The organism is Metabacillus sp. cB07 (assembly GCF_016839225.1).
In the GTDB taxonomy this organism is placed as follows: domain Bacteria; phylum Bacillota; class Bacilli; order Bacillales; family Bacillaceae; genus Bacillus_P; species Bacillus_P indicus.
The window spans coordinates 3275170-3301346 of the sequence record NZ_CP069296.1; the positions used below are offsets into that span (position 1 = coordinate 3275170).

At 46.5% G+C, this 26177-nt stretch carries 17 protein-coding genes, 21 tRNA genes, 3 rRNA genes and 2 riboswitches; of the genes, 5 read left to right on the forward strand and 36 right to left on the reverse strand.

Going from position 1 to position 26177, the window contains the following annotated elements:
* Positions 1 to 157: 157 nt before the first annotated feature.
* Positions 158 to 1093: a 1,4-dihydroxy-2-naphthoate polyprenyltransferase gene (locus tag JOJ89_RS16790; protein ID WP_203288565.1), complete on the forward strand. Its 936-nt coding sequence runs from the start codon at positions 158 to 160 to the stop codon at positions 1091 to 1093.
* Positions 1094 to 1244: 151 nt separating this feature from the next.
* A complete protein-coding gene (locus tag JOJ89_RS16795; protein WP_203290368.1) occupies positions 1245 to 1988 on the forward strand; it encodes a TraR/DksA C4-type zinc finger protein in 744 nt (247 codons plus the stop codon).
* 69 nt (positions 1989 to 2057) lie between these two features.
* Here JOJ89_RS16795 and JOJ89_RS16800 read toward each other — a convergent pair whose 3' ends face one another.
* The 33 genes from JOJ89_RS16800 to JOJ89_RS16960 form a co-directional block, all read right to left on the reverse strand.
* Positions 2058 to 4463, reverse strand: coding sequence for a glycogen/starch/alpha-glucan phosphorylase (locus JOJ89_RS16800; protein ID WP_029278752.1), 2406 nt, complete (start codon positions 4461 to 4463; stop codon positions 2058 to 2060).
* On the reverse strand, positions 4453 to 5904 hold the full coding sequence (gene glgA / locus JOJ89_RS16805; protein ID WP_029278750.1) for a glycogen synthase GlgA: 1452 nt from the start codon (positions 5902 to 5904) through the stop codon (positions 4453 to 4455). Before glgA ends, JOJ89_RS16800 begins: the two co-directional genes overlap by 11 nt.
* Positions 5901 to 6929, reverse strand: coding sequence for a GlgC family sugar phosphate nucleotidyltransferase (locus JOJ89_RS16810; RefSeq protein WP_029278748.1), 1029 nt, complete (start codon positions 6927 to 6929; stop codon positions 5901 to 5903). The genes glgA and JOJ89_RS16810 overlap by 4 nt, the downstream gene beginning before the upstream one ends.
* Before the next feature lie 82 nt (positions 6930 to 7011).
* Complete coding sequence (locus JOJ89_RS16815; RefSeq protein ID WP_203290369.1) at positions 7012 to 8157, reverse strand: glucose-1-phosphate adenylyltransferase; 1146 nt, start codon at positions 8155 to 8157, stop codon at positions 7012 to 7014.
* Complete coding sequence (glgB, locus tag JOJ89_RS16820) at positions 8111 to 10042, reverse strand: 1,4-alpha-glucan branching enzyme (protein ID WP_029278745.1); 1932 nt, start codon at positions 10040 to 10042, stop codon at positions 8111 to 8113. Before glgB ends, JOJ89_RS16815 begins: the two co-directional genes overlap by 47 nt.
* A gap of 653 nt (positions 10043 to 10695) precedes the next feature.
* Positions 10696 to 10767: transfer RNA gene (locus JOJ89_RS16825), tRNA-Glu, on the reverse strand.
* Positions 10768 to 10780: 13 nt separating this feature from the next.
* Positions 10781 to 10871 (reverse strand) — tRNA-Ser (locus tag JOJ89_RS16830).
* Positions 10872 to 10879: 8 nt separating this feature from the next.
* Positions 10880 to 10954 (reverse strand) — tRNA-Asn (locus JOJ89_RS16835).
* 27 nt (positions 10955 to 10981) lie between these two features.
* Positions 10982 to 11058, reverse strand: a tRNA-Ile gene (locus JOJ89_RS16840).
* A gap of 5 nt (positions 11059 to 11063) precedes the next feature.
* Positions 11064 to 11137 (reverse strand) — tRNA-Gly (locus tag JOJ89_RS16845).
* A 17-nt stretch (positions 11138 to 11154) separates the two neighbouring features.
* Positions 11155 to 11230 (reverse strand) — tRNA-His (locus JOJ89_RS16850).
* Between the two features lie 45 nt (positions 11231 to 11275).
* A tRNA-Phe gene (locus tag JOJ89_RS16855) sits at positions 11276 to 11351 on the reverse strand.
* A 10-nt stretch (positions 11352 to 11361) separates the two neighbouring features.
* Positions 11362 to 11437, reverse strand: a tRNA-Asp gene (locus JOJ89_RS16860).
* A 3-nt stretch (positions 11438 to 11440) separates the two neighbouring features.
* A tRNA-Met gene (locus JOJ89_RS16865) sits at positions 11441 to 11517 on the reverse strand.
* 45 nt (positions 11518 to 11562) lie between these two features.
* Positions 11563 to 11655: transfer RNA gene (locus JOJ89_RS16870), tRNA-Ser, on the reverse strand.
* 15 nt (positions 11656 to 11670) lie between these two features.
* Positions 11671 to 11747: transfer RNA gene (locus JOJ89_RS16875), tRNA-Ile, on the reverse strand.
* Between the two features lie 5 nt (positions 11748 to 11752).
* Positions 11753 to 11829, reverse strand: a tRNA-Met gene (locus JOJ89_RS16880).
* A gap of 31 nt (positions 11830 to 11860) precedes the next feature.
* Positions 11861 to 11936 (reverse strand) — tRNA-Ala (locus tag JOJ89_RS16885).
* 15 nt (positions 11937 to 11951) lie between these two features.
* Positions 11952 to 12028, reverse strand: a tRNA-Pro gene (locus JOJ89_RS16890).
* Positions 12029 to 12033: 5 nt separating this feature from the next.
* A tRNA-Arg gene (locus JOJ89_RS16895) sits at positions 12034 to 12110 on the reverse strand.
* Positions 12111 to 12124: 14 nt separating this feature from the next.
* Positions 12125 to 12213, reverse strand: a tRNA-Leu gene (locus JOJ89_RS16900).
* A 10-nt stretch (positions 12214 to 12223) separates the two neighbouring features.
* Positions 12224 to 12295: transfer RNA gene (locus JOJ89_RS16905), tRNA-Gly, on the reverse strand.
* Positions 12296 to 12302: 7 nt separating this feature from the next.
* Positions 12303 to 12383 (reverse strand) — tRNA-Leu (locus JOJ89_RS16910).
* 14 nt (positions 12384 to 12397) lie between these two features.
* Positions 12398 to 12473, reverse strand: a tRNA-Lys gene (locus JOJ89_RS16915).
* A gap of 17 nt (positions 12474 to 12490) precedes the next feature.
* Positions 12491 to 12566: transfer RNA gene (locus JOJ89_RS16920), tRNA-Thr, on the reverse strand.
* Between the two features lie 18 nt (positions 12567 to 12584).
* Positions 12585 to 12660 (reverse strand) — tRNA-Val (locus tag JOJ89_RS16925).
* A gap of 20 nt (positions 12661 to 12680) precedes the next feature.
* Positions 12681 to 12796 (reverse strand): 5S ribosomal RNA (rrf, locus tag JOJ89_RS16930).
* Positions 12797 to 12924: 128 nt separating this feature from the next.
* Positions 12925 to 15856 (reverse strand): 23S ribosomal RNA (locus JOJ89_RS16935).
* A 203-nt stretch (positions 15857 to 16059) separates the two neighbouring features.
* Positions 16060 to 17597, reverse strand: a 16S ribosomal RNA gene (locus JOJ89_RS16940).
* Together the 16S, 23S and 5S rRNA genes with 21 tRNA genes alongside form the textbook arrangement of a ribosomal RNA operon.
* 287 nt (positions 17598 to 17884) lie before the next feature.
* Positions 17885 to 18643, reverse strand: a complete 759-nt coding sequence (locus tag JOJ89_RS16945) for an ABC transporter ATP-binding protein (RefSeq protein WP_203288566.1) — start codon at positions 18641 to 18643, stop codon at positions 17885 to 17887.
* Position 18644: 1 nt separating this feature from the next.
* The gene (locus JOJ89_RS16950) at positions 18645 to 19646 is read right to left on the reverse strand and encodes an ABC transporter substrate-binding protein (RefSeq protein WP_203288567.1); all 1002 of its coding nucleotides are present in this window, start codon (positions 19644 to 19646) and stop codon (positions 18645 to 18647) included.
* Positions 19647 to 19660: 14 nt separating this feature from the next.
* On the reverse strand, positions 19661 to 20446 hold the full coding sequence (locus JOJ89_RS16955) for an ABC transporter permease (protein WP_051827363.1): 786 nt from the start codon (positions 20444 to 20446) through the stop codon (positions 19661 to 19663).
* Positions 20421 to 20714 (reverse strand): thiamine-binding protein, encoded by a 294-nt coding sequence (locus JOJ89_RS16960; protein ID WP_029283875.1) that lies wholly within the window; start codon positions 20712 to 20714, stop codon positions 20421 to 20423. The genes JOJ89_RS16955 and JOJ89_RS16960 overlap by 26 nt, the downstream gene beginning before the upstream one ends.
* A gap of 93 nt (positions 20715 to 20807) precedes the next feature.
* Positions 20808 to 20919: riboswitch (TPP riboswitch) on the reverse strand.
* A gap of 141 nt (positions 20920 to 21060) precedes the next feature.
* Positions 21061 to 21161, forward strand: a riboswitch (TPP riboswitch).
* 105 nt (positions 21162 to 21266) lie between these two features.
* Between JOJ89_RS16960 and thiT the strand changes: the two genes are divergently transcribed.
* On the forward strand, positions 21267 to 21839 hold the full coding sequence (thiT, locus tag JOJ89_RS16965; protein WP_029566105.1) for an energy-coupled thiamine transporter ThiT: 573 nt from the start codon (positions 21267 to 21269) through the stop codon (positions 21837 to 21839).
* Between the two features lie 92 nt (positions 21840 to 21931).
* Entirely contained in the window at positions 21932 to 22120 is a 189-nt protein-coding gene (locus JOJ89_RS16970; protein WP_203288569.1) for a hypothetical protein, read from the forward strand.
* A 448-nt stretch (positions 22121 to 22568) separates the two neighbouring features.
* On the opposite strand, the gene JOJ89_RS16975 is transcribed toward JOJ89_RS16970, so the two are convergent.
* The gene (locus tag JOJ89_RS16975; RefSeq protein WP_234703440.1) at positions 22569 to 23438 is read right to left on the reverse strand and encodes an NAD-dependent epimerase/dehydratase family protein; all 870 of its coding nucleotides are present in this window, start codon (positions 23436 to 23438) and stop codon (positions 22569 to 22571) included.
* A gap of 26 nt (positions 23439 to 23464) precedes the next feature.
* Complete coding sequence (locus tag JOJ89_RS16980; RefSeq protein ID WP_029566108.1) at positions 23465 to 23986, reverse strand: GNAT family N-acetyltransferase; 522 nt, start codon at positions 23984 to 23986, stop codon at positions 23465 to 23467.
* Positions 23987 to 24102: 116 nt separating this feature from the next.
* Here JOJ89_RS16980 and JOJ89_RS16985 point away from each other — a divergent pair, with 116 nt between their 5' ends.
* On the forward strand, positions 24103 to 25158 hold the full coding sequence (locus JOJ89_RS16985; protein ID WP_029566109.1) for a peptidase MA family metallohydrolase: 1056 nt from the start codon (positions 24103 to 24105) through the stop codon (positions 25156 to 25158).
* A gap of 53 nt (positions 25159 to 25211) precedes the next feature.
* On the opposite strand, the gene JOJ89_RS16990 is transcribed toward JOJ89_RS16985, so the two are convergent.
* Positions 25212 to 26114 carry a DMT family transporter gene (locus tag JOJ89_RS16990; protein ID WP_029566110.1) on the reverse strand — a complete coding sequence of 301 codons (903 nt, stop codon included), beginning with the start codon at positions 26112 to 26114 and terminating at the stop codon, positions 25212 to 25214.
* Positions 26115 to 26177: the final 63 nt, after the last annotated feature.

Sequence of the window (26177 nt, forward strand, 5' to 3'; positions counted from 1 at the left end):
AAAATGAAAAGCTCTCAAGGAAGAATTTTCAGGTGCTGGAATAGACCCCGATGTTCAAACATCTGTAAAAGGATTGACACAATATTGTAAATTTCCTACACTTAATTCTGGGAAGCTGTCAGCTTTAGTCAGCTTCAACTAGGGGAGGAAGAAAAAGATGCACACACAATCTCACACAACTCAGAACATGCCTTCCATCAAACCGGATAAAAGCTGGAAAGTATGGTGGATGCTGCTCAGGCCGCATACCCTTTCAGCAGCCTTTATACCCGTTACGATCGGCACAGTTCTTGCCTTAAACGAAGGCAGTATACATGTAGCCCTGTTTCTTGCCATGCTCATTGCATCCATTCTGATTCAGGCTGCAACCAACATGTTTAATGAATACTTCGACTTTAAGCGCGGTCTCGACAATGAAAACTCTGTCGGAATCGGCGGAGCAATCGTCCGAAACGGCGTAAAGCCAAAAACAGTACTGAACCTTGCTTTCGGCTTCTTCGGAATCGCCATCTTGCTTGGCATCTACATTTGTATGGAGTCCACTTGGTGGATTGCTGTCATCGGCCTGATCTGCATGGCGACAGGATACTTCTATACAGGAGGCCCTGTTCCGATTGCATACACTCCTTTTGGAGAGCTTGTAGCGGGATTCTTTATGGGAATGGTCATCATTCTGCTCGCTTATTATATCCAGACAGGTACAATTTCTGCTATCAGTGTAATCATTTCCATACCAATTGCCTTTTTAGTCGGAAACATCATGCTGTCCAACAACATCCGTGACCTTGACGGCGACAAAGAAAATGGACGGAAGACACTGGCCATTCTAATTGGCCGCAAAAAAGCCATCATCTTCCTTGCTGCCACATTTGCCGCTTCTTACGCTGTCATTCTTGCCATGATTGCATTTGGCTATCTGTCAGCATGGGCATTGCTTGTTTTGATCAGCACGCCTAAAGCATACAGTGCGGTCAAAAAGTTTATCGGAAAATCACTTCCGCTTGAAATGATGCCTGCTATGAAAGCTACCGCTCAAACAAACATCCAGTTCGGCTTTTTGCTTGCGATCGGATTATTTATCAGCACGATCTAAAAGGTCCTCTTACGGGGCCTTTTTATTTTGGCTTTTTTCACATGCAGAACCAGGAAACTTTCATTTTCAAACATGAAAAAACGCCTTTTGACCATACTAAGAAAAGCGATTAACTTAAAAGCTGCTAGACAGGGAAAGGAATGTGATGGATATGCTGAGCAGTGAACAAATGGCTTCCTATCGCTCTGTTCTTGAAGAGATAAAAGCGGAGCTGGAACGGCATCTTAAAGAAAACAGCCACTACGGCCTTGAACAGAGCTTCGGGCATGATTCAACAGGAGAGCTTTCAAGCTATGATAATCATCCGGGAGATGAAGGTACGGAACTTTATGAACGCGAGAAGGATATTGCCCTTAACGAGCATGCAGAAGAGGAATTAAGTGATGTGAACCGGGCTCTTTCAGCCATCAAAAATGGCACTTACGGCAAATGCGAGGTTTGCGGCCGGGACATTCCCGAAGAACGGCTTGAAGTGCTCCCGACAGCCGTCACCTGCAAGGAGCACTCGCCTGAACAGGCTGTTTCCTATGAGCGCCCAATTGAAGAAGATGTCCTGGAGCCTGCCTTTGGTAAGTTTGAGTACGATGAGAGCGATTCTGAAGCTTATGATGCAGAAGATACGTATCAGGACGTCGAGCGGTACGGAAACTCCGAAACACCTTCAGACCTTGAATATCCCGTCGACTCATATAATGACGTTTACATGGAAAATGATGATCCGACAGGCTATGTCGAAGATTACGAAAACTTCGCTGCCACAGATATTGAAGGAAAGAATGTAATCGTATATCCGACCATTCAGCACAGGCAATATGAACACACACTTGATGAAGAAGGTCTGATGACGCCGTTCGGTGATTTGCCTGCATACGAAAAAGATCCTTATACAGAGTAAAACAGAGCGTTTTGTGCGCTTGTTTTTACCGCCGCAGAAAAAAACCCGCTAATAGCGGGTTTTTCAATTTCAATGTAAGACAGGAATCGGCTGGATGTCCCAAATGCCGTCTGCATATTCATGAATGGTGCGGTCACTGGAAAAATAACCGGAATGCGCAATGTTCAACAGGGCTTTTTCAAGCCACTTATCCTGATTTAGATAGGCTTTTTCAAGCTGATCCTGTGCATCCACATATGATGCGAAATCCCGAAGAACGAAATACTGATCGTTTTCATACAGCAAGGAGTCTTTTATCGCCTCAAATTCATCTTCCGTATCAGGGAAAAATCCATTTGTGAGCTGGTCTACCACCTGCCTGATCCTCAGATCATGGTGATAATATTCGCTTGAGCGATATCCGCCATTTTCATAATAGTTCAAGACTTCCTCAGCCTTTAATCCGAATGTGAAAATGTTTTCCTTCCCGACTTCTTCAAGAATCTCAATGTTTGCACCGTCCAGAGTTCCTATAGTCAGGGCGCCGTTCATCATGAACTTCATATTCCCTGTGCCCGATGCTTCCTTACTGGCTGTTGAGATTTGCTCACTGACGTCTGCAGCAGGGAAAATATGCTCCGCCAATGACACTCTGTAGTTTTCCATAAAAATGACTTTCATCATTTTTGAAACTTTCGGGTCATTGTTTACTTTGTCGGCAAGTGCATTAATCAGCTTAATGATTTTCTTGGCGTAATAATAGCCTGGTGATGCCTTTGCCCCAAAGATAAAGGTTCTCGGATGAATCGAGAAATTAGAATCCTCTTTCAGCCTGTTGTACAGGTACATAATGTGCAGCACGTTCAGCAGCTGACGTTTATAGGCATGAAGGCGCTTAACCTGAACGTCAAAAATGGAATTTTCATCTACCTTGATGCCAGTATTTTTTTCAATAATGTCCGCTAAAATTTTCTTTCGCTTTCGTTTTACAGCTGCAAACTGTTCTTTCAGCAGCGGATCGTAAATGTGCCGCTTCAGTTCAATCATCAGATGGGGCTTTTTAATCCAGTCTGTGCCGATCGTATCCGTTATCAGACTTGTCAGCTCCGGATTGGCTTTCAGCAGCCATCTGCGATGAGTGATGCCGTTCGTTTTATTGTTGAATTTTTGAGGATAGATTTGATGAAACAGCTTCATTTCCCTGTTTTTCAGGATATCAGAGTGGATTTTGGCTACTCCGTTGACGCTGTGGCTGCCAGCTATGGCTAAGTGAGCCATCTTGACGACACCGTGCGCAATAATCGCCATATTTTCAATCCGCTTCCAGTCTCCCGGGAAACGATTCCACAATTCTCTGCAAAATCTTTCATTTATTTCTTCAACAATCATATAAATTCGCGGCAGCAGCGGTTTAAAGATATGCAACGGCCATTTTTCAAGTGCTTCAGACAGTGTCGTATGATTTGTATAGGAGATCGTGCCAACGGTGATGTTCCAGGCTTCTTCCCATTCCATGTGCTCTTCATCAAGAAGGATGCGCATCAGTTCAGGAATGGCCAGAACCGGATGTGTATCATTGACATGAATGGCTACATGCTTGTGAAATTCATGCAGTGTGTCATTCTTTTTCAGGTAGGATCTAATGATGGACTGAAGGCTTGCAGAGACCAGAAAATACTGCTGTTTCAGACGAAGAATTTTCCCTTCATCATGTGTATCGTCCGGATACAGAAATTCAGAAACAGCTTCTGTCTCTCGTTTATACGCAAGCACGTCGCGGTTTGGCGGGTTTGGAGACGGTTCAGCGTTCCACAGTCTCAGAGTATTGACCGTGCTTGTTTCATAGCCGATGACGGGCATATCATAAGGCACAGCCATTATGTTTTCTGCATGAACGTGACGGAATTCAAGCTTCCCATCCTCCATGACATGTTCGATTTTTCCCCAGAAAGGAATTTCAATGGCCTGATCCGGCTTTCGCACTTCCCAGACGTTGCCGTGTCTAAGCCACTGCTCAGGCAGCTCCACCTGATAGCCATCGACGATTTTCTGGTCAAATAGGCCGTGTTTATAGCGTATTCCAAGGCCATGGCCCGGAAGGTTGAGAGATGCCAGCGAATCAAGGAAACAGGCAGCAAGGCGGCCTAAACCGCCATTGCCGAGGCCTGCATCTGCTTCGCTTTCCTCGATCTCCTCAAGATCAATGCCAAGCTCAGCAAACCCTTCAAGCACAACTTCCCGGATCCCCAGGTTTAACAGATTTTGTCCAAGCAGCCTGCCAAGCAGAAACTCGATTGACAGGTAATAGACCTGTTTGTTATTGCTTGCGCGGTTCCATTCATTTGTCTGGATCCAATGGCTGCTGATATGTTCTCTTACCATGTTTCCAAGCGTTTGGTACTGGTCGCGTTTTGTCGACTCAGCAAACGTTTTTCCGTACATCATTTCCAGACGCTTCAGAAAACTGTTCTTAAACTCGTTTTTGTCAGAGAACATGACTCCCACTCCTAGTCATTAAATCAGCGTAAAGCTGGTTGTATTTAAACGCAGACTGCGCCCAACTGTAATCTTCCTTCATAGCTGTTTTGACAAGGCTGTTCCAAATGGTTTTGTTTTTATAAACAGAAAATGCACGGTCGACTGTGTGCTTCATATCATGCGCATTGAAATTTGTGAAGGTGAACCCGTTCCCTTCACCTGTATCATCCCGGTAGGATGTGACAGTGTCATTCAGTCCGCCTGTTTCCCTTACAATCGGAATGGATCCATAGCGGAGGGCAATCAGCTGTCCAAGTCCGCACGGTTCAAACTGCGACGGCATCAGAAAGAAGTCCGACCCCGCATAAATGCGGTGTGCAAGAGGCTCATCAAAGCCGATATATGCTTTGCATTTATCCGGAAAGAGCCATTCCATGTGACGGAAGAAATCCTCGAATTTCTTTTCTCCGGTTCCAAGGATAATCATCTGCATATCAGACTGCAGCATCTCATGCAGCACGCGCTCAACGAGATCAAGTCCTTTTTGCTGAGTAAGCCGCGTAACCATTGTCATGAGTGGCGTATCCTCTTTTTCAGGCAGGCCAAACATCTTTTGAAGCTCTTTTTTGTTTTTCGCTTTATTCTGAGCTCTGTGCTCGTCATAAGGGAATGCTATGTACGGATCATCCCCGGGGTTGTAGATCGTGTCATCGATGCCGTTCAGAATCCCGACAAGAGACGCTTCCTTAACCCGCAGCAGACCGTCAAGACGCTCTCCGAAATATGGGGTCTGAATTTCATTTTTATATGTCGGGCTTACCGTCGTGATCAAATCAGATGCTACAAGAGCAGCTTTCATGAAGTTGACCATGCCGTGGAACTCAAGCTGATCATTGTTAAAATAACGGTCATCAAGGCCCAGCAGGTCGTACAGAATTTCTCTCGGGAAAATCCCCTGAAACTGCAGATTATGAATCGTGAAGACTGCTTTCATATTTTCATAAAAAGACTGCGAGGCATATTCCTCTTTCAGAAGGAATGGAACCATACCTGTATGCCAGTCATGACAGTGGATCACATCAGGCTGGAAGTCAACCGCCTTAATGGAATCAAGAACGGCTCTGCAGAAAAAAGAGAACCGTTCCCCGTCATCATAATGGCCATATAAAGAATCACGCTTAAAATAATATTCATGATCGATGAAATAATACGTGACACCCTCAAATTCAAGCTGCTCGATACCGCAATATTGCCGTCTCCATCCGACAGGAACGACAATCTCCTTCACTTTCTTCATTTTGGAGCGGAAGCGCTCTGGGATTTGCCCGTATTTAGGCAGGACTACTCTTATGTCAGTCCCGAGGCGCTTAAGCTCCTTCGGCAGTGCTCCCGCAACGTCGGCCAGGCCTCCGGACTTTACGAAGGGAACACATTCCGATACGACAAATAATACTTTCACGATTTCATCAGCGCTCCTTGTACCGTTCCTTTTCTGAGGACAACCGGAAGATCAGATGTTCCTTTCAGTTCAATGCCGCTTCCAACTTTGACATCTTTATCAAGCACGACATTTTCAAGAACACAGTCTTCACCGATCTGTGATTTCTGCATGATGATGCCGTTTTTCACAACGGTTCCTTTTCCAATATGAACGGCTCTGAAAATAATGCTGTTTTCAACATGCCCTTCTATGACGCTGCCGTTTGCAATCATGGAATTTTTCACAATAGCGTTCTGGCCATGGCGTGCAGGCGGCTCATCCTTTACCTTCGTCAAGATAGGACGATTTGTCAGGAACAGCTGCTGCCAGACTTCCGGCTTCAGCATTTCAAGGCTGTGGCGGTAATAGCTTTCAGTCGAATCAATAATGGCGACATATCCGTCAAATTCATAATCACAGATCATGAGCTTGTGGGTATTATCCATGATTACCTGGGCTATCGTTTTATATCCTGTCTGGTTATTGTCATGAATCAGATTCAGCAATAGTTTTGTTGACATGACATACATCTGCAGGGACTCGCCGTCTTTGCGGATTTCTGTTATGTCGCAGCCCATTTTCACGTGCTTGGCAAGAACATCTTTAAAATCGATATTGCAGACGGTATAGCTGTTTGCAATAACCGCATATTCCTGCTTGCTTCTGAGGAAATAATCAATATGATCTGACAGCTGGCGGATCGATCCAAACTCGCTGTATTGATCATTTAAATGCGGTGACGGGAAAAAGAACAGTCCGTCACGCTTTCTGTTTAAGTCCCATTGCTTTCCTGAACCAAGATGGTCCATTAGAGAACGGTACTGGTATTTCGGGAAGATTGCTACACTGTCAATATCCGAGTTCACCATATTCGATAAGATAAAATCTATTAATCTGTAGCGTCCTGCAAACGGGACCGCCGCCATTGAACGATTTACCGTTAAGTCTTCGATGGCATTTGTATACGTTGTTGCATCAATAATTCCCAGCATCCTTTGATTCATAGCTGTTCCACCTCTCGCATTCGTTTTTTTTCATCGGAAATAAATAGGATTTCACTGCTGACACGCACATCGTACTTAGCGGTTACGCTCCTGCCGTTTGCTCGACTAATTCTTCCGTTACTAAAATTACTTCATCAATATCTTTATCCGAACGAATGACCATGCCATCCGGCACAACAAGCCCCGACGGAACAATCGCATTCTCAATATAAACATTATTGCCAATGACAGCATCCGGCATGACGACCGTATTTTTCAGGAAAGAGTGCTGCCCTACTGTTACACCCTGGAAAAGGACCGATTTATGAATGGTGCCGTATACGACACAGCCTTCATTCACTAACGATTCCGTCACTTCTGCGCCTTCTGACAGATACTGCGGCGGCTGATTCGGGTTTACAGAATAAATTCTCCAGTTATTGTCGAAAAGATCAAGCTCAGGATCGGCTTTTAAAAGGTCCATGTTTGCTTCCCACAGACTTTTCACTGTGCCGACATCCTTCCAGTAGCCTTTGAATGGATACGCAACAAGCTTTTTCTTTTCATCAAGAAGCAGCGGCAGAACATCTTTTCCAAAGTCGTGGCTTGAATATGGATTGCGCTCATCCATCTCCAAAAACTCCTTAAGAATGGACCATTTGAATATATAGATTCCCATGGAAGCAAGATTGTTTTTAGGATTTTGAGGTTTTTCATCAAACTCTATAACTTCAAGATTAGCGTCAGTATTTAAGATTCCGAACCGGCTCGCTTCATCCCATGGAACTTCTTTTACCGAAATAGAAACGTCGGCGTCCTTTTCGATATGATAGTCAAGCATTTCGGAATAATCCATTTTGTAAATATGATCGCCTGACAAAATGAGCACGTATTCAGGATCATACTGTCTTAAATAATTCAAATTCTGATAGATGGCACTTGCTGTTCCTTTGTACCATTTCACCTCTGAAGATTCAGCGTATGGAGGAAGAACCGTTACTCCCCCGTTTTTCCGGTCAAGATCCCATGCACTTCCAATTCCGATGTAGGAATTCAGGACAAGCGGCTGATACTGCGTCAGCACACCAACTGTATCAATGCCGGAGTTGCAGCAGTTGCTCAGTGTAAAATCAATGATTCTGTATTTTCCTCCAAAAGGAACAGCCGGTTTCGCCAGATTCTGTGTCAGTGAACTTAATCTGCTACCCTTTCCTCCTGCCAATAACATTGCGACGCACTTTTTTTTCACCATGGTTGATTGTCTCCTCTCGTTTTTTAACTGCGCGTAATATGGATATTCCATATGGCGGAATGGTCATTGATATATGGTAAGGCTGATTATGCATCTTGCCTTCCTGCGCTTTCAGTTCTTTCTTGTTGATCTGGCCCGACCCTCCAAATACTGCATCATCGCTGTTCAGCGTTTCAACATATCTGGTATCAATCGGCACTCCGACTTTATAGTCATGGTACGTTTCAGGAGTGAAGTTACAAACGACAACAAGCTGTTCGTTCGGCTTAATCCCTTTACGGATAAAAGAAAAAATACTCTGGTCTGAATTATTGACGTCAATCCATTCAAAGCCTTCCTGCGAATGGTCAAGCTCATAAAGCGGACGCTGGCGTTTATACAGGGCAAGCAGTTCTTTAACATAAACTCTTGATTTTTGATGCATGTCAAAGTCATCAAGCACCCAGTCAAGCTGCTCAAGGTCTTTCCACTCATCAAACTGGGCAAATTCTCCGCCCATAAACAGCAGCTTTTTGCCTGGATGTGCAAGCATATAACCAAGCAAAAGTCTGTACTGTGCAAATTTCTGCCAGTAGTCACCCGGCATTTTATTCAGCAGCGAACGTTTTCCATGGACCACTTCATCATGTGAAAGCGGAAGGATAAAATTCTCTGTGAAAGCGTAGATCAGGGAAAAAGAAACTTTGTGATGAAGATCTTTCCGCTGTTCTGGAGGGGCTTCCATGTATTTGAGGATATCGTTCATCCAGCCCATATTCCATTTATAATTAAATCCCAGTCCTCCATCAGAGACAGGAGATGTTACAAGAGGAAAATCCGTAGAATCTTCCGCAATCATCAGTACGGAAGGATCGTACTCAAACACTTTCTCATTCAGTTTTCTTAAAAACTGAACTGCGAACGCATTCTCGTGAGGTTCATCCGTATTCTGCCAGTAAATCATATTGGCAACAGCATCAACCCTGAAACCGTCGATATGGAACATTTCAAGCCAGAAGAGAGCATTTGAAATCAGGAAACTCTGCACTTCCGGTTTTCCAAGATCAAAGTTCGCCGTACCCCAGACGATGTTCTCCCTGTCTTCAAATTTCTCATATTCAAAAACCGGTTCCCCGTCAAAGAAATAAAGTCCGTGTGCATCTTTGCAGAAATGGCCTGGTACCCAGTCCATAATGACTCCCAGGTTATTCTGATGGCAAAGATCTATGAATGTCATCAAGTCGTGCGGGGTGCCGTAACGGCTTGTAGCCGAATAATAGCCCGTGCCCTGATATCCCCATGAACGGTCATATGGGTGCTCAATAATCGGCAAAAGCTCGATATGTGTAAACCCATGCTCAAGAACATACGGAATCAAGACATCCGCAAGCTCTAAATATGTATAAAGGCTGCCGTCTTCTTTCTTTTTCCAAGAGCAGATATTCAGTTCATAAATGTACATAGGGCGCTGATAAATTTCCTTTTGGCGTTTTTTTCTCTGCCAGTTTTTATCATTCCATTTATACCCTCCAAGATTGTAAACAACAGAAGCTGTATTTGGCTTCAGCTCAGAATAAAAGGCAAATGGATCAGCCTTCAGAATTTTTTCATGCTTTTGAGTGATAATCTCATATTTATAGAGATCACCCTCTTCGATGCCATCAATAAAAGCAGACCAGATTCCCTGTTCATTCAGCTTCTCAAGCTTGTGTCCAGTGCCGTCCCAGTGATTAAAATCACCTGCAACCCGCACCTCAAGCGCATGAGGAGCCCAAACTGTGAATACTGTTCCGCTCACACCGTTTCGCACGCTGCTGCGGGCACCAAACAATTCATGAGCTCTGAACAAATTTCCTTCATGGAAAAGATGCACCTCAAAATCAGTTGGCGTAGCAAGATTCATTCCCATCACCCTTTCTATAAAGTAATCTTAATTCTTATTTCAATCAGAAGGAAGGATTACCTTTTTTGTAAGCGCTTCTACTTATTGACACGAAATGTCATGAACAGCCATTCATTTTTCAAAACATTATACTTTTAAAATGATGTCGAATAAAGAAAGGAAGGAAGGATAGAATGTTGGTGAAATGAACATCAGTCTTATTTACTAAATAAGTCATATTCGATGAGAAAATCCGGTCATATTAACAAAAAAATACAATCTCAGCAAATGCAGTATGCTATATCACAAAAACAGTTAATTCGACAAATCCTCTTATATTTGTCGAAATTTTCACGACCTTTTAATCACGGTTTCTTTATTACCATTACTTATACCTCTAATGAAAAACATTCAAACCTTTTTGAGTAACAGAAATATATATTATTTGTTGAAAACATATTTTAAGGGAAAGAAGGATTTTTTGAAGTCATATTTTAACGGGGATACAGGGTTCATTCGTTCCTTGGAGATGGTCTGAGCTGCCTTATGGGAGTCGAGATCCCGTTGACGGAATCATTGTGGAGGATAGGTACGCTTTACGGCGTTTTTCATAACGGCTATCTTTTCTAACAACAAAAAAAGCGCTGCACAATGTGCAACACTTTTCTTAATGATGACCCGTACGGGATTCGAACCCGTGTTACCGCCGTGAAAGGGCGGTGTCTTAACCGCTTGACCAACGGGCCGGAGCATGCCTTCTGGCGGAGAAGGAGGGATTTGAACCCTCGCGCCGCTTACGCGACCTACACCCTTAGCAGGGGCGCCTCTTCAGCCACTTGAGTACTTCCCCAGAATAAATGGCTCCGCAGGTAGGACTCGAACCTACGACCGATCGGTTAACAGCCGATAGCTCTACCACTGAGCTACTGCGGAAAATCATATATGCTCCCATAATAGGAATGGTGGGCCTAAATGGACTCGAACCATCGACCTCACGCTTATCAGGCGTGCGCTCTAACCAGCTGAGCTATAGGCCCATTATTGGAGCGGGTGATGGGAATCGAACCCACGACATCAGCTTGGAAGGCTGAGGTTTTACCATTAAACTACACCCGCAGTAAATAAAGATAAAATGGGGCGACTGATGGGAATCGAACCCACGAATGCCAGAGCCACAATCTGGTGCGTTAACCACTTCGCCACAACCGCCACTATCTGTAAAATGTCTAAAGCTAAAATATTTGCAAAAGAAAATGGTGGCTTGGGACGGAATCGAACCGCCGACACAAGGATTTTCAGTCCTTTGCTCTACCGACTGAGCTACCAAGCCTTTATAAGAATGGCGGTCCCGACCGGGATCGAACCGGCGATCTCCTGCGTGACAGGCAGGCATGTTAACCGCTACACCACGGGACCATTTGGTTGCGGGGACAGGATTTGAACCTGCGACCTTCGGGTTATGAGCCCGACGAGCTACCAGACTGCTCCACCCCGCGATAATAATAATTAGTGCTGATTTGTTTTGCTGAAGATAAAAGAAATGGAGGAGGTAGAGGGATTCGAACCCCCGCGGGGTTTGACCCCCCTGTCGGTTTTCAAGACCGATCCCTTCAGCCGGACTTGGGTATACCTCCGTATGGAAAATAGAATGGTGGACCTTGTAGGACTCGAACCTACGACCGGACGGTTATGAGCCGTCTGCTCTAACCAACTGAGCTAAAGGTCCTTTTTTGGTAGCGGCGGAGGGAGTCGAACCCACGACCTCACGGGTATGAACCGTACGCTCTAGCCAGCTGAGCTACACCGCCCCAGGAACAAAGTCAATTACTTCTATTAAAATGGTGGAGCCTAGCGGGATCGAACCGCTGACCTCCTGCGTGCAAGGCAGGCGCTCTCCCAGCTGAGCTAAGGCCCCTTAAATCTATGAAAATGGTCGGGAAGACAGGATTCGAACCTGCGACCCCTTGGTCCCAAACCAAGTGCTCTACCAAGCTGAGCTACTTCCCGTAATATGGCGCGCCCGATAGGAGTCGAACCCATAACCTTTTGATCCGTAGTCAAACGCTCTATCCAATTGAGCTACGGGCGCATATTAAATGTGTGTGGTGCCGAGGACCGGAATCGAACCGGTACGGTAGTCACCTACCGCAGGATTTTAAGTCCTGTGCGTCTGCCAGTTCCGCCACCCCGGCTTATTCAAAGAGCGGAAGACGGGATTCGAACCCGCGACCCCCACCTTGGCAAGGTGGTGTTCTACCACTGAACTACTTCCGCAATATCATGCGGGTGAAGGGACTCGAACCCCCACGTCAAAGACACTAGATCCTAAGTCTAGCGCGTCTGCCAATTCCGCCACACCCGCATATTAAGGAAAAATGGTGTGCCATGAAGGACTCGAACCTTCGACCCTCTGATTAAAAGTCAGATGCTCTACCGACTGAGCTAATGGCACAAATATAGTAAATCTGGTGGTGCCGGCGAGAGGACTTGAACCCCCAACCTACTGATTACAAGTCAGTTGCTCTACCAATTGAGCTACACCGGCATGTCCAAAAAAATCATATGGTGGAGGATGACGGGCTCGAACCGCCGACCCTCTGCTTGTAAGGCAGATGCTCTCCCAGCTGAGCTAATCCTCCGGGTTTAATTTTTGTCAGCAGCCTGGCAACGTCCTACTCTCACAGGGGGAAACCCCCAACTACCATCGGCGCTAAAGAGCTTAACTTCCGTGTTCGGCATGGGAACGGGTGTGACCTCTTTGCCATCATCACCAGACATAGTGACAAAAATTATTATACTATGAAATCCGAAGATTTCAAGCTTTTTTTTGAAAGAAGTTATTCTTTCAAAACTGAATAACGTTTGATAACAAGATTCACGTGCAATTCACGCTTAGTTAGACTGTGGTTAAGTCCTCGAACGATTAGTATCTGTCAGCTCCACACGTCACCGCGCTTCCACCTCAGACCTATCAACCTGATCATCTTTCAGGGTTCTTACTCACAAATGTGATGGGAAATCTCATCTTGAGGGGGGCTTCATGCTTAGATGCTTTCAGCACTTATCCCTTCCGCACATAGCTACCCAGCGATGCCTTTGGCAAGACAACTGGTACACCAGCGGTGCGTCCATCCCGGTCCTCTCGTACTAAGGACAGCTCCTCTCAAATTTCCTGCGCCCACGACGGATAGGGACCGAACTGTCTCACGACGTTCTGAACCCAGCTCGCGTACCGCTTTAATGGGCGAACAGCCCAACCCTTGGGACCGACTACAGCCCCAGGATGCGATGAGCCGACATCGAGGTGCCAAACCTCCCCGTCGATGTGGACTCTTGGGGGAGATAAGCCTGTTATCCCCGGGGTAGCTTTTATCCGTTGAGCGATGGCCCTTCCATGCGGAACCACCGGATCACTAAGCCCGACTTTCGTCCCTGCTCGACTTGTAGGTCTCGCAGTCAAGCTCCCTTGTGCCTTTACACTCTGCGAATGATTTCCAACCATTCTGAGGGAACCTTTGGGCGCCTCCGTTACATTTTAGGAGGCGACCGCCCCAGTCAAACTGCCCGCCTGACACTGTCTCCCAGCCCGGTAAGGGCTGCGGGTTAGAATTTCAATACAGCAAGGGTAGTATCCCACCAATGCCTCCACCGAAGCTTGCGCTCCGGCTTCCAAGGCTCCTACCTATCCTGTACAAGCTGTACCAAAATTCAATATCAGGCTGCAGTAAAGCTCCACGGGGTCTTTCCGTCCTGTCGCGGGTAACCTGCATCTTCACAGGTACTATAATTTCACCGAGTCTCTCGTTGAGACAGTGCCCAGATCGTTACGCCTTTCGTGCGGGTCGGAACTTACCCGACAAGGAATTTCGCTACCTTAGGACCGTTATAGTTACGGCCGCCGTTTACTGGGGCTTCGGTTCAAAGCTTCGCTTGCGCTAACCTCTCCCCTTAACCTTCCAGCACCGGGCAGGCGTCAGCCCCTATACTTCGCCTTGCGGCTTCGCAGAGACCTGTGTTTTTGCTAAACAGTCGCCTGGGCCTATTCACTGCGGCTTTTCAGGGCTATTCACCCTAAAAAGCACCCCTTCTCCCGAAGTTACGGGGTCATTTTGCCGAGTTCCTTAACGAGAGTTCTCTCGCTCACCTTAGGATTCTCTCCTCGCCTACCTGTGTCGGTTTGCGGTACGGGCACCTCTCACCTCGCTAGAGGCTTTTCTTGGCAGTGTGGAATCAGGAACTTCGGTACTAAATTTCCCTCGCCATCACAGCTCAGCCTTATATGGGAAGCGGATTTGCCTACTTCCCGGCCTAACTGCTTGGACGCGCATATCCAACAGCGCGCTTGCCCTATCCTCCTGCGTCCCCCCATTGCTCAAATGGTGAGGAGGTGGTACAGGAATATCAACCTGTTGTCCATCGCCTACGCCTTTCGGCCTCGGCTTAGGTCCCGACTAACCCTGAGCGGACGAGCCTTCCTCAGGAAACCTTAGGCATTCGGTGGAGGGGATTCTCACCCCTCTTTCGCTACTCATACCGGCATTCTCACTTCTAAGCGCTCCACCAGTCCTTCCGGTCTGGCTTCGACGCCCTTAGAACGCTCTCCTACCACTGTTCGTAAGAACAGTCCGCAGCTTCGGTGATACGTTTAGCCCCGGTACATTTTCGGCGCAGAGTCACTCGACCAGTGAGCTATTACGCACTCTTTAAATGGTGGCTGCTTCTAAGCCAACATCCTGGTTGTCTAAGCAACTCCACATCCTTTTCCACTTAACGTATACTTTGGGACCTTAGCTGGCGGTCTGGGCTGTTTCCCTCTTGACTACGGATCTTATCACTCGCAGTCTGACTCCCGAGGAGCAAGTCTTTGGCATTCGGAGTTTGACTGAATTCGGTAACCCGATGAGGGCCCCTAGTCCAATCAGTGCTCTACCTCCAAGACTCTCATACTCGAGGCTAGCCCTAAAGCTATTTCGGAGAGAACCAGCTATCTCCAAGTTCGATTGGAATTTCTCCGCTACCCACACCTCATCCCCGCACTTTTCAACGTGCGTGGGTTCGGGCCCTCCATTCAGGGTTACCTGAACTTCACCCTGGACATGGGTAGATCACCTGGTTTCGGGTCTACGACCACGTACTAATTCGCCCTATTCAGACTCGCTTTCGCTGCGGCTCCGTCTCATCAACTTAACCTTGCACGGGATCGTAACTCGCCGGTTCATTCTACAAAAGGCACGCCATCACCCGTTAACGGGCTCTGACTACTTGTAAGCACACGGTTTCAGGATCTTTTCACTCCCCTTCCGGGGTGCTTTTCACCTTTCCCTCACGGTACTGGTTCACTATCGGTCACTAGGTAGTATTTAGCCTTGGGAGATGGTCCTCCCGGATTCCGACGGGATTTCACGTGTCCCGCCGTACTCAGGATCCACTCTGGAGGGAACGAAGTTTCGACTACAGGGTTTTTACCTTCTATGACAGGCCTTTCCAGGCCGCTTCATCTACCCCGTTCCTTTGTAACTCCGTATAGAGTGTCCTACAACCCCAAGAGGCAAGCCTCTTGGTTTGGGCTGATTCCGTTTCGCTCGCCGCTACTTGGGAAATCGCATTTGCTTTCTCTTCCTCCGGGTACTTAGATGTTTCAGTTCCCCGGGTCTGCCTTCAGTACCCTATGTATTCAGGTAAAGATACTGTTCCATTACGAACAGTGGGTTTCCCCATTCGGAAATCTCTGGATCAAAGCTTACTTACAGCTCCCCAAAGCATATCGGTGTTAGTCCCGTCCTTCATCGGCTCCTAGTGCCAAGGCATCCACCGTGCGCCCTTCATAACTTAACCAAAATTGGTCAATCGTTTGTTTAGACTGTAAAGTCTAAGAAAATCACTATGGTAAGCGTAAATCTCAGTGAATTACTTGTTATCAATTACGTTATCCAGTTTTCAAAGAACAACCGGCAGATCAGGAATGACCGCCTTCTTTCATATAGAGAGAATGATCTCTCAAAACTAAACAAAAACCAAAAGCGACCTCATATCCTTAGAAAGGAGGTGATCCAGCCGCACCTTCCGATACGGCTACCTTGTTACGACTTCACCCCAATCATCTACCCCACCTTAGGCGGCTGGCTCCTTGCGGTTACCCCACCGACTTCGGGTGTTGCAAACTCTCGTGGTGTGACGGGCGGTGTGTACAAGGCCCGGGAACGTATTCACCGCGGCATGCTGATCCGCGATTACTAGCGATTCCAGCTTCATGCAGGCGAGTTGCAGCCTGCAATCCGAACTGAGAATGGTTTTATGGGATTGGCTAAACCTCGCGGTCTCGCAGCCCTTTGTACCATCCATTGTAGCACGTGTGTAGCCCAGGTCATAAGGGGCATGATGATTTGACGTCATCCCCACCTTCCTCCGGTTTGTCACCGGCAGTCACCTTAGAGTGCCCAACTGAATGCTGGCAACTAAGATCAAGGGTTGCGCTCGTTGCGGGACTTAACCCAACATCTCACGACACGAGCTGACGACAACCATGCACCACCTGTCACTTTGTCCCCCGAAGGGGAACCTTCTATCTCTAGAAGTGGCAAAGGATGTCAAGACCTGGTAAGGTTCTTCGCGTTGCTTCGAATTAAACCACATGCTCCACCGCTTGTGCGGGCCCCCGTCAATTCCTTTGAGTTTCAGTCTTGCGACCGTACTCCCCAGGCGGAGTGCTTAATGCGTTAGCTGCAGCACTAAAGGGCGGAAACCCTCTAACACTTAGCACTCATCGTTTACGGCGTGGACTACCAGGGTATCTAATCCTGTTCGCTCCCCACGCTTTCGCGCCTCAGCGTCAGTTACAGACCAGAGAGTCGCCTTCGCCACTGGTGTTCCTCCACATCTCTACGCATTTCACCGCTACACGTGGAATTCCACTCTCCTCTTCTGCACTCAAGTTTCCCAGTTTCCAATGACCCTCCCCGGTTGAGCCGGGGGCTTTCACATCAGACTTAAGAAACCGCCTGCGCGCGCTTTACGCCCAATAATTCCGGACAACGCTTGCCACCTACGTATTACCGCGGCTGCTGGCACGTAGTTAGCCGTGGCTTTCTGGTCAGGTACCGTCAAGGTGCCGGCAGTTACTCCGGCACTTGTTCTTCCCTGACAACAGAGTTTTACGATCCGAAAACCTTCATCACTCACGCGGCGTTGCTCCGTCAGACTTTCGTCCATTGCGGAAGATTCCCTACTGCTGCCTCCCGTAGGAGTCTGGGCCGTGTCTCAGTCCCAGTGTGGCCGATCACCCTCTCAGGTCGGCTACGCATCGTCGCCTTGGTGAGCCATTACCTCACCAACTAGCTAATGCGCCGCGGGCCCATCTGTAAGTGACAGCCGAAACCGTCTTTGAATGTCAAACCATGCGGTTTGACATAGTATCCGGTATTAGCTCCGGTTTCCCGGAGTTATCCCAGTCTTACAGGCAGGTTGCCCACGTGTTACTCACCCGTCCGCCGCTGACCTCCGAAGAGGTCCGCTCGACTTGCATGTATTAGGCACGCCGCCAGCGTTCGTCCTGAGCCAGGATCAAACTCTCCGAAGAAAATTTGTGACTCATAAATGTTGCTGACTTAAAAATTTAAAACGTTTGGTACGCTTTTGGTTTTGTTTAGTTTTCAAAGATCATTTTCGCTTCCTGCGAAGCTTTATTAGAATAACATTTCACCTTTTCAAAGTCAAGCGTTTTTTTCACTTTTCTTTTTCTCAGGCACCGTTGCTCTCACGCGTTTTTCGCGGCAACGAATAATAATATACCACGCTGATTTCCCCATTGCAATAGCATTTTTATCTTTTTGCAAAAAAAATGTTATAAATGAAAACGCGCTGAAATCAGCGCGTTTCCAGATGATTTTTTGAATGCAGCAAATCCAGGAGTTTTTGTTTAATTGATACAAATTCAGCTGAAGCGAAGAGTTGGTCCGTTCGCGGCCGGCCGAAAGGAATGTCTATATGTTCAATGATCCTGCCAGGTCTCGGGGAAAACACGGCAATCCTGTCAGAAAGAAAAATCGCCTCATCCATATCATGAGTAATAAACAGGACCGTTTTCCCGGATGCCTCGCAAATTCTGATAAACCATTTCTGAAGCTTGTGTCTTGTCATGGCATCAAGCTTTCCAAAAGGCTCGTCCAATAATAGAAGTTCTTTGCCGCTCAAATAAGCCCGGAGGAAGTTCGCTCTCTGCCTCATCCCGCCAGAAAGCATGGAAGGATAGTGTTGTTCAAATCCCTCAAGCCCAAACTGAGAAAAGAAAGATAGAGCTTCGGAACGCGCTTTTTCTTTCCCTGTCCCCTGCAGCTCCAGCGGAAGTATGACATTATCAAGAATTGTTCTCCACGGAAAAAGCACATCGCTTTGAGGCATATACCCGGCGTGGCCTGTTTGATTCGTTATGTCTTTCCCCTTGTAATGAACAATTCCGCCGCTTGGCTTATTTACCCCTGCAATGATATCAAGAAGAGTGCTTTTGCCGCACCCGCTCGGACCAATGATGCTGACAAATTCCCCTTTTTCTACTATAAGATCAGATGGAAGCAGGACTGGCTGATCTTTCGAGTAAGTCTTGCTGACTCCTTTTAGTGTCAGCATGCTACTTTTCAGCCTCCGGAAGGAATTCATTTGTATAAGCCTCTGCCGGATCTATGTTTTCTTCAATCAGCTTTTGTTGATACATCCAGTCAGCGTACCGTTCCCAAACTTCTTCTTTTTGAATCCCCCATTGCTTTGCATCACCCTGATACTGCTTGCTGAGCCACTTTTGGCTTTCCTTTGCAAGATCTTTATTTATTTCAGGCACATGCTTAATCAGAATATCTGCCGCTTCAATCGGCTTATCGATGGCAAACTCGTAACCTTTTGCGGTTGCCTGTACAAAAGCCTGTACCGTATCCTTTTCTTTCTTAATCTTTGTCTCGCTTGCAGCGAGTACAGGTGTATAGTAGTTCAATGCTGGATCAAGGTCTTTAAGATAGATGTAATTCAGTTCTATCCCCTTTCTTTTAGCTTCTATCCCGTCCCAGCCCTCAAAGATCCATTGGAAATCCGTATCCCGGCCGATTGATTTAAAGAAATCAGTTGCACCAAGTGTGACATAATCGACTTTGCCAAAATCTGCGTCATCCTGGTTCATAACCGCACGAATCACAGCCTCTTCAGTAGGCGATCCCCATCCGCCGTACCGTTTCCCTTCAAAATCATCAGGCGAGACAATCTCTTCTTCCTTTAATGAAGCGAAAGCAGAAGTATTTTCCTGAATAATGGCCGCAATAGAAACGATCGGCACACCTGCTGACCGCGCATGTGTGATGTTTTCCTGGTGGCTGACCGCAAAATCGACCTCGCCCGATGCAACAATTTGATCTGCGCTGACTCCCTCGCCAGGTTCTACTATCTCAACTTCAAGACCCGCTTCTTTATAGAACCCTTTTTCAATTGCTGCATAAATGCCCGTATGATTTGTATTCGGAAACCAGTCCAGCATGACCTTCACTTTTTTTGCTTCTTCACTTGAGGCATTCTCAGCAGGAGCGCATCCTGTTAAAAGGATGGATGTGCTGAATAATATGACGAGCATTCTCCGCAGTTTTTTCATCGTATTCCTCCATGTCAGTTGTGTTTATTCGCTTTGTACTTCCAGGGCATCGCCGCTCTTGCCAGCAATTCAATGACTGCAAAAATAACCAGACTTAAAGCAACAATGACGATAATGATGGCAAATACCTTTTCTGTTAAAAAAGATTGAGAGGATCTAGTAAGGATAATTCCAAGGCCTTGACTCGCTCCCAGCCATTCTCCGATAACCGCTCCCATTACACTGTATGTTCCGGCTATCTTGAGCCCTGAGAAAAAATACGGCATGGAAGCAGGAATCTTCACCTTCAAGAAGAGCTGACGTTTATTCGCTCCCATGGTCTTCATCAGTTTGATCATATCCCTGTCTGCCTGACTGAATCCGTCTGCAAGATTAATGGCTATCGGAAAAAAGCAGACAAGTGCTGTTACGATGACCTTCGGCAAGATCCCGAATCCAAACCAGATAATCAGCAGAGGTGCCAGTGCAATAATTGGAACGGTCTGTGAAAGGACAAGGAGCGGTTCAACCGCTTTTCTGATCCAGAGGGAAAGGTCAATTAAAATGGCAATGGCCACTCCGGCAGCTGCTGCTATCAGGAGGCCGAGAACAGCTTCAGTAAGCGTCTGCAGAACGTGCACTCCGAGCGTTCCTCTCATTTCAAACAGGGTGATGAAAATGTCTGTAGGTTTTGGCAGGATCCACTTCTCAATTCGAAAAAGCACGACTGCCATCTCCCAGAGTAGAAGAAAAACGGCAAGAACGGCTGCAGGCAGCGCTATTCCTGATATAGATTCAGCGATATTTTTGGAGTTTTTCATCCATCGTTACTCCTTCAGCAGGGCGGTAATGAATTTTGATGTGCGTCATCACTTCACTTGCACCTGCCCCGATACAGGCATCCTGAGCCTGCTTGACAATTTCAAGCAGATGATTGAGTTCCCCCTCCATAACGGTCTCCATCGCGCCGACTTCATATTTGACACCTGACTGCTGCACAACTTCAATGGCTTTGTCGACAATCTCGTATGTATTTCCGTGTGCTGATTTCGGCAGTACTTGAAACGCAAGGTTTACACTGGACATCATGAATTCCTCCCTTTCTTTCTGTGAATCTCTTAGAAAATGCAAAAAAAGGCTGCCGGTTAGGGCAGCCTTAAGCATTCGCAAAGTTCATGGAAAATAGACTCTTTTCCTGTATCCCTCCGCTGGCATTACCCAGATCAGGTTAAAGGGTCGATACAAGAATCAGTATCCTCTCAGCCGAGTTCACTCAGCTCCCCTGCTTCTATAAGATTCATGGAAACTATAGCAAGTTTTACAAGACTTGTAAAGAAAGGAAAAATACTTTCCGCTATTTTCTGAAAAAAAATAGAATTTAGGCTTGTCGAATTTTGCAGTTTCCTGTATAGTAGTGTCTAAATCATATATCGCATTTGACCACTTGGGGAGCCGCCGGCTGAGAGTGAACGTTATGTTCTGACCCGTTGAACCTGTTAAGTTAAAGCTTACGTAGGGATGTGGCGATGGATTCAAGTGATAACCCAACCAAAGCAGTGCGTGGAAACCATCCGACATTCCCCGCATTGCTTTTTTCTATGGAGAAAAGGCCCCGGTCGAATGCCGAAAAGGGGTAAAATCATGCAAACAAATAAGCGCCTGGTTTTTTTATTGGAAGCAGCGATTCTTGCTGCAATTGCCTTTCTTTTAGATTTAGCGACAAGCTTTATCGGCAAAATGCCGCAGGGAGGATCGATTTCACTTGCAATGGTGCCCGTACTGATCATGGGATTTCGCCACGGTCTAAAAGGCGGACTGCTGACAGGCTTTCTCCTCGGCCTGCTGCAGACGGTCATGGGCTATACGACCATTGTCCATCCTGTACAGGGTTTTCTGGATTACTTTGTCGCCTTTACAGCGGTTGGTGCCGGAGGTATTTTTTATAAGCAAATTCAGAACTCTCTCCATTCTTTAAACAAATGGCGCCTGATTCTTTATGTCACACTTGCCGCTTTCCTTGGAAGCTTCCTGAGATTTGCAGCCCACACACTCGCTGGCGCTGTCTTTTTCGCTGAGTTTGCAGGAGATCAGCCGGTGCTCCTCTATTCAGCAGGGTACAACGCATCCTACATGATTCCGACATTTATCATCTGTACGATCATTCTTGTGCTGATGCTGCTGACATCAAAAGCGCTGATCATAAATAGAAAATAGAGAAAAGCACCGGAAATCCGGTGCTTTTTATCATAATCTCTTCTTTTTCAGCATGTATTAGTAGTAATAGATTTCCTATTGGAGGCCATGAAATGAATCTCACATACTCACTCATGCTGTTTGCCTTTTTTCTATCCATCTTTCATTTTCTGTATGGCTACTTTGAAGCGCTGCGGATCAGCGGCGAAGATGGCCCTGTCAGAGGATGGTCGGTTGTTTTTTCATTTCCGCTCGCATTTGTTTTTGCTTATTTTGCAGCGGTTTTTAACCAGCAAATCTGAACAAAAGTGCAAGCGCCAAGGCCCGCTCCGATAGGCAGATAAGAATCCGGCGGAAAAGTCCGGTTCCCGCCTTTTTTGAGGGATTTGTTCTGACAGAGGATCTAGGCGCTGGAGCTTGCCGTTGATAACTTTGTTATGTTATCAACAGCCTTTTATTTTTTATAATTCCTTTAACAAAAAGCAGAACCCGGCAGATGTCTGCCGGGTCTTTTTAATGCCTCTGGCGGGATTCGAACCCGCACTCCTTTCGTAAGCATAGGCTAAGGGGAACACGCTTCCCTACGGATTTTCACCGGCAGGAATTTCACCTGCCTCAGCATAGTTGCTTTTCGGTGCTTCTGAAACCTTTGCCTTGCGACCCGGTTCTACTGTTTTCCGGCGCTCTTCCCTTCTAGAGCTACAGAGGCTTATTAAGAGTCTCTGCCTTCACAGAGACTCCCGCGAGAGTTTACAGCAGCTTTTCTATTAAACTCTCAACATACTCGTTCATGTCCCCAAAAGAATATCCTGTCATTTGTGCTTTTGTCACATCCAGCGTCCAGTCACCCGGAAGACCGTACGGGGAAGCATTTTCTTTTGACACTTCCTCAGTAATGACTGCGGTTTTGTCTGCAGCACTCTCAATCTTGCCGATCAGTTCTCTCAGGGAGAGATTGTCTTCAAACGCTATATTATACGCTCCTGTCAGCTTTTCTTTTCCTATATGTAAAAGAAAACCTGCAGCGTCTTCAGATGAAGTGAAGCTGAAAGAAACATTGTCATTTTTCGCCCCAATGGACTCTTCCCTTTTCACTTTGTCTACATGAAAAAGGAAACGCTCGGTGTAATCATCGGTACCGATGACCAGAGCAGGCCTGACAGCTGCCACCGGCACTTTTGCATTCTGGAACAAATAAGCTTCGGCACCGCGCTTTGCCTCCCGATAGCCGGTCATTCCCCCATATTCTTTGCGGTCTTTAAACGTCGGTTCGAACGAAAGCGGGTTAAAATCCGTTTCCTTTCGTTCTTTGCCGAATTCATAGACGGCCATTGTTGATGTAAAGATATAATGGCCTATTTTACCCTCAAGCGCTTCATAAGCCGTTTGGGCTTCGAGCGGCGAGAAACAGGATTGATCATAGACAGCGTCCCATTGCCTTCCTTCAAAAGCTCTCGTCATTGATTCTTTCTTTTCCCGGTCAATGACAAGACGCTCGACCCCGTCTCCAAAATCATCCCGGGTTCTGCCTCTTGTCGCGACCGTCACAACCACTCCGTTTTCAAGCAGTTTATGAACAAGCCTCTTCCCAAAAAACTGTGTGCCTCCAAGTATTAACACGGTTTTCAATGTATTTCCCTCTCTCATTATGTATTCAGCCGCGCTGTCAATTCCTTCAGATTCCAGCCGAATGCTGTCTCCGGATGATCGGTGCCTTCAATCGCGTACGTATCCTCTCCCACTTTTTCGGGAGAGTACCGTTCATAGAACCCCTTCGACGGGTTGGCATTCATCACCCACAGCATCATTGATTGATAGTTCAGGTTCATCAGATCCTCTGCTGCCGCACGAACCAGGCTCTTACCAACACCTGCGCCTTGTGCTTCTTTCAGAAGATAGATGGCGTATAATTCGCCGTCATAGCCGTATTCCTGAGACCTGGCCGGACCAAATCCCGCAAACCCGACAATTTTGCCCTCTTCATCTTCTGCAACGAATACAGTATCCGGATTTAGATTCCGCCAGATTTTCTCTTTGCTTTCGTAAGTCAGACTATTTAAAAATGAATCTGCTACGATTCCCTTATACGTTGTCCGCCAGCTGTCGACGTGTACAATCGCAATTTGCTTTGCATCTTCTCTGGAAGCTTTTCTGATCAGTACCTTCATTTTCAACACTCCTTGCTGAGGAAATTCGACATCTTTCAATAAAAACCCTGTTTCAAAAGGAGTTTCTTTTTTTGCAGAGAATTAGTTTACTAGACCAAATTAATTGGAGGCCTACAGTGAAAATCGTACTTCATGCCGCCCTGTCCATTTTTTATATCGTGTACTTTACCGCCGTCTTTTACGTTTTGTTTCTCTTTTTAAATATCCCGGGGTCTGTTATTTCCGGCACAATCATATGCCTGCTTCTCCTTGGCCTCTTTATCTATTCCGTCTACGAAATGATTCACAGCAAAGAACGGAATCTTCTTTTTTTCAGAGGGCTGTCAGGAACAATCGCCCTTTCGGTAACAAGCATCAGCCTGATCATTACGCTGTTTTTCGTTGTGCTGATGAACATTATGACCACTCATGTAAATTACCAGAGCATCAGCCCGCGCGAAAAATTCGAATTCCAGGTCAATGCCTTCCTGCCGGTTGATCCTTACCAAGAATACAAAGACAAGGCACTGACAAAAACAATCTCACATTTAACTGTCTTTTACCCGTCACTGAAGAAAAAGGATCTTGAGCTAGTAGAAAATGAATATAAACAGGCAAGAGAAATAAGCACGCGCCTGCTCGGCGAGATTGAGGATCAGCCAATAGACCTTCTTCTCTTAGACGAATCGCCTGACTCTCTGCACGAGCTTGATTATCTGGATTATATGGGTTTCTACGACCACAATAAAAAAACGATGGCTGTTGTCATTCCGGATGAATACAATGCCTCATCTCCTGTTGTGATTGAAACGTTTTACCACGAGTATTCTCATTATTATTTAGAAAAGACACTGGAGAAGCTCAGCATTGAGCCTTACAAAATCCCGATCTGGTTTAATGAAGGACTGGCTGAATATGCGGGGTATAACGGAAAAGAGGTACTCATCCCCCTGCAGACTACCGTTTCTTTCTACGATCTCATCAATCCGGGAGACTGGGCAAATGCCCTTGAAAAAAGCACGGAAGCTGACATTTATACTCAAAGCTATTATGCGGTAAAGATGCTTGCCGATGAATTTGGAGAAGAGATCATCCTCCAGCTGCTGAAGGAAACAAAAGCGGCCGGAAGCTTTGAAGAAGCCCTTAAAAATAAAACCGGATATACGTATGAAGAGTTAGAAAGAAAATTATGAGAGCAATAAAATGGAAAGAGCACCAGGGAACAGCCCGGGTGCTCTTTTCCGTTTTACAAGGCTTGTTGTTCAGGAATTTCCGCTCCTGTTTTTTTCTCAGTCATAAAAAGAAGCACACCGGCAACAATGATTCCGCCGCCAATCACCTGCGTAAGGAGAACCGTCTCAGCCAAAAAGAAATAGGCCAGGATAATCGAGCCCACCGGTTCAAACAGAATGGCGACAGAGATGACATTTGTCGAAATCCACTTCAGCGACCAGTTAAACAGCGAATGCCCAAGCAGGGTCGGGACTGCCGCAAGCAGAAGAAAATATATCCAGTCCTGCTGCGGATAGCCGCCGAGCGGATACTTCAGAGCCAGACAGTAGATTAGAAGTGTCACGGAGCTTACGGCATAGACGATGAACGTATAAAGCGTCAGAGAGTGCCTTTTCCTCACGCCCTGGCCAAAAAGAAGGTACGCCGTGACCATCGCACAGGCTGCCAGAGCAAGAAAGTCTCCGAACAGAGCAAGACCGCTGATTCGGAAATCTCCCCAGCTGATAACAGCACTGCCGGCAATCGCCAGCAGGGCACTGATTACTCCCCTGATTGAAACTCTTTCTTTAAAAAAGAAATACGTTCCGATAAAAGCAAACAGCGGCTGCAGCGTCACGAGAACAACCGAGCTTGCCACAGACGTGTAGTTAAGGGATTCAAACCAGAGGATAAAATGAAAGGCAAGCAGCACCCCGGCCAGAGCGGAATAGCTCCAGTCTTTCCGTGACATCGTCTTTAGCTGCGGCAGACATTTTGCCAGAAAAAGAGGCAGAACAAGCAGCGTGGAAAAAAAGAGCCTGTAAAAGGCAATAACCGGCGCAGGAGCAGATGTCAGTTTTACAAAGATAGCGGATGTTGAAACAGCCGCAACCCCCACAGCAAGTGCGATATATGGATACAAAGTGGTTTTATTCATGTTTTTTCTCCTTCACCATTCACTCATTTCCATTATACTGCATGATGGACCCGGCAATTTGCA